Origin of the sequence: Dietzia sp. DQ11-38-2 (assembly GCF_014145055.1) — a bacterium.
Classification (GTDB): Bacteria; Actinomycetota; Actinomycetes; order Mycobacteriales; family Mycobacteriaceae; genus Dietzia.
Genome location: NZ_JAALDW010000439.1, coordinates 4,246 through 7,126, shown reverse-complemented (window position 1 = coordinate 7,126; position 2,881 = coordinate 4,246). Strand labels below are relative to the sequence as shown.

Below are 2,881 nucleotides of genomic sequence, written 5' to 3'. Positions count from 1 at the left end.
TGGCGGGACACGCCGGTGGTGTGCCTGCCGGGCAATCCGGTGAGCGCGCTCGTGTCGTTCGTGGTACTCCTGCGTCCGATTGTCCTCGAGGCCGTGGGTCGCGTGCCCGTGCAGACCAGCCGGGCCCTGCTGTCGCGCGACGTGACCTCTCCCGCCGGTAAGGCGCAGTACCTGCGAGCGGCGCTCCTGCCCGGTTCCGCCGGCAGCATGTCAGGGCCGCCCACCGCCGAACCGGTCTCGGGCCCGGGTTCGCACCTGGTCGCCTCGATGGCGCGGGCCGACGTGCTGATCGAGATCCCCGCCGACGTGACCTCACTGGCGGCGGGGGACGAGGTCGTCACCATCCCCTTGTAACCGATCGAGCCCTTGTGACCGATCGAGCACACCCCGGCCTCTGTTCGCACCGCGGTGTCCCGCACATGTGGACGGGCCCGCTTCTCACGGTCGGCGAGAAGCGGGCCCGGTGGTCACACACCCGGACGGGTCAGTACCAGTGTTTGCGTCCACCGACCGCCCGGCCGGCTGCTCCGAGCACGTAGAGGATTACCCCGATCGCCACGAGAACCAGGCCGATCGTCCAGAGAATCGGGATGTCCAACAGGAATCCGAGGATTAACAGAATCGCACCGAGAATGATCATTGAGTCGTCCTTTCACAGTGACATGACATGGAGCGACGAGCGTATATCGGGCCGTGCCGAACCACGACCGGTCGCGGAGGCTCAGGCCACGCTGTCGAGAGCCTGTTGCCAGAAGTCGGCCTCCAACCGGGTGGCCGTGGAGAACACCCCGGTGAGCTCGTCGAGACGTCGCTCGCTGAGTCCGCCCGCGGCCAGCTGATCGAGCTGGGCGATCGCCGCAGCCGACGCCGCGGTGAACTCTGCGCCCGAGTACTCGGCGATCCATTCGGCGTACGGATGCTCGGTCACCCCACCGCCACTGCCGCTCACGTCGCGGTGGTCGGCGAGGCGAGGCTGCACCAGCGCCCCGATCTCGGCGTACCCGATGGTGCACGGCGCCAGCGCCACGTGCAGGTCGAGCAGGTCTCCGGACATGCCCGCGTCCAGGACGTAGCGGGTGTAGGCGACGGTGGCCTGCTTCTCGGCGGCGGCCTCGAGCTCCGCGCGCGGAATGCCCCACCGCTCGGTCAACCGCAGATGGAGCGCGGTCTCGGCGATGATGGCCCCCGTGGCCTGATGGGCGGCCGTGATGTCGGCCAGCGTGCGACTCTTGAACGCGGCCAGTGCGTTGGCACGGGCGAACTGCACCAGGAAGTGGAAGTCCTGGATCAGGTAGTCGCGGAACACGTCGATCGGCAGCGTTCCTTCTCCGAGCTTCTCCACGAACTCGTGCCGGATGTAGGCCTCCCACTCGGGGCGGCAGCGGTCCTTGAGGGTCTCGAACAGGGTCATTTCGGCTCTCCTCGGGTGAGTGTCGGGATGCTGAGCAGTCCGCTCGGTCGGTGTGCGGATCGTCGCGCTCGACGCCGGGGCCAGCCACCGCACCCCGCCGAGCCGGTCCTCTCTGCACCGTGCCGCCGGCACCCCCAGCCTGCCATTCGGCCCGAGTGGCGCCGCCGATGCCCATGCGTCCTGATCGGTCACGATCCGTGAATATGGGGCACAATCCGTGGAACCCGGTCGCGATCCGGGAGGTGCGCACTCGGCAGATGCCTCACGGAACTCGCTCGATCTGCCCGGCCCGCCGGGCGCGACTGGGCGGGACCCCCTCCCACCGAATGAACGTCCTGGTGAAGGTCGCGGTCTCGGAGTACCCGAGTTCGCGCGCCACCTCCGACACCGGCACGCGGAGCGCCAACAGCTCGAGCGCCCGATGATGCCTCACCTCGTCGAGCAGCCGCCGGAACGAGGTCCCCTCCGCGGCCAGCCGGCGACGCAGGGTGCGGACGTCGATGTGCAGCTCACCTGCCACCTCCGTCATGGACGGCCACGTCTCGCGCTCGTGACGTAGGCGGCTGCGGACCTGACCCGCGACGCCCACGCGCGCCAGCCGGTCGTCGAGCAGTTCGCGACACTGCCTCTCGAAGAGCTTCGCCGTGTTCTCGTCGCCCTGGGGCAGCCGCGCGTCCAGCCGCTCCCGGGTGATGGCCAGTCGGTTCCGCTCGGCGTATGGCCGGACCTCGTCGACGGTCAACCCCCACGACTCACCGAGGATCACGGCACTCTCCGGGCCGAGGGTCGTCTCGAGCCCGGTGATCCCCACGTCGATCTGAGCCCCACGGAGCGCCGCGGCCAGGCCCGCCAGGTCACGCTCGACCACGAACGTCCGGACATCCGCGGGGATCTCGTCATCGGCGGCGAGCAGGCAGTCCACGTCGGCCCCGGTTCCGGTGGCTCCCGCCGAGCCTTCCTCGAGGGAGAACCGCAGGTGAGTGGGCGAGAGCGCGAGGTACGGGATGGCCCGGTCGAGCGCCGCCCGCACGGTCGGCCCCGCGAGCATCATGAAGCCGATGACGCCGGTGCGCCCGAGCGTCGAATGGGCACCGATACCCGCACCCAGACCCGGCCGGTCCCCGAGCTCGCCCAGGAGATTGCGGATCACCACGAACTCCTGGTGCGCCCAGATCTGTGCGGTCTCGTCGTCGAGGTCCGCCGCGTCGAGCCCGGTGCCGGCGAGGCACTCCGTCGTCGTCATCCCGCGCGCGACGCCGCCGTCCACCATGATGCGGATCCCCTCCGTGCCGCGGGGCACCGCCCACACGGGCGAGGACGAGCGCGGCGTCGACGAGCCGACCGCGGACGAGCCGACCGCGGACGAGCTGAGCGCGGACGGGCCCGACGACGAGGTCATCGCCCGACCGTATCAACGCAGGTTGCCGAGTGACCGAAAATGCCAACCATGCGACCGCCATCGCCCTGTTC

Annotated in this window: 3 protein-coding genes and 1 pseudogene; 1 reads left to right on the top strand and 3 read right to left on the bottom strand. The window is 69.9% G+C overall.

From position 1 onward, the window contains the following. Positions 1–354, top strand: a pseudogene (locus G6026_RS13965) (molybdopterin molybdenumtransferase MoeA); the annotation flags it as partial. Positions 355–484: 130 nt separating this feature from the next. Here the strand turns inward: G6026_RS13965 and G6026_RS13960 are convergent. The 3 genes from G6026_RS13960 to G6026_RS13950 all read right to left on the bottom strand — a co-directional run bounded on the left by G6026_RS13960 (position 485) and on the right by G6026_RS13950 (position 2,810). Then, positions 485–640, bottom strand: coding sequence for a DUF6131 family protein (locus G6026_RS13960; RefSeq protein ID WP_182613520.1), 156 nt, complete (start codon positions 638–640; stop codon positions 485–487). An 81-nt stretch (positions 641–721) separates the two neighbouring features. Next, on the bottom strand, positions 722–1,411 hold the full coding sequence (locus tag G6026_RS13955; RefSeq protein WP_182613519.1) for a TenA family protein: 690 nt from the start codon (positions 1,409–1,411) through the stop codon (positions 722–724). 262 nt (positions 1,412–1,673) lie between these two features. Further along, positions 1,674–2,810, bottom strand: a complete 1,137-nt coding sequence (locus G6026_RS13950; RefSeq protein ID WP_107755341.1) for an AraC family transcriptional regulator — start codon at positions 2,808–2,810, stop codon at positions 1,674–1,676. Positions 2,811–2,881: the final 71 nt, after the last annotated feature.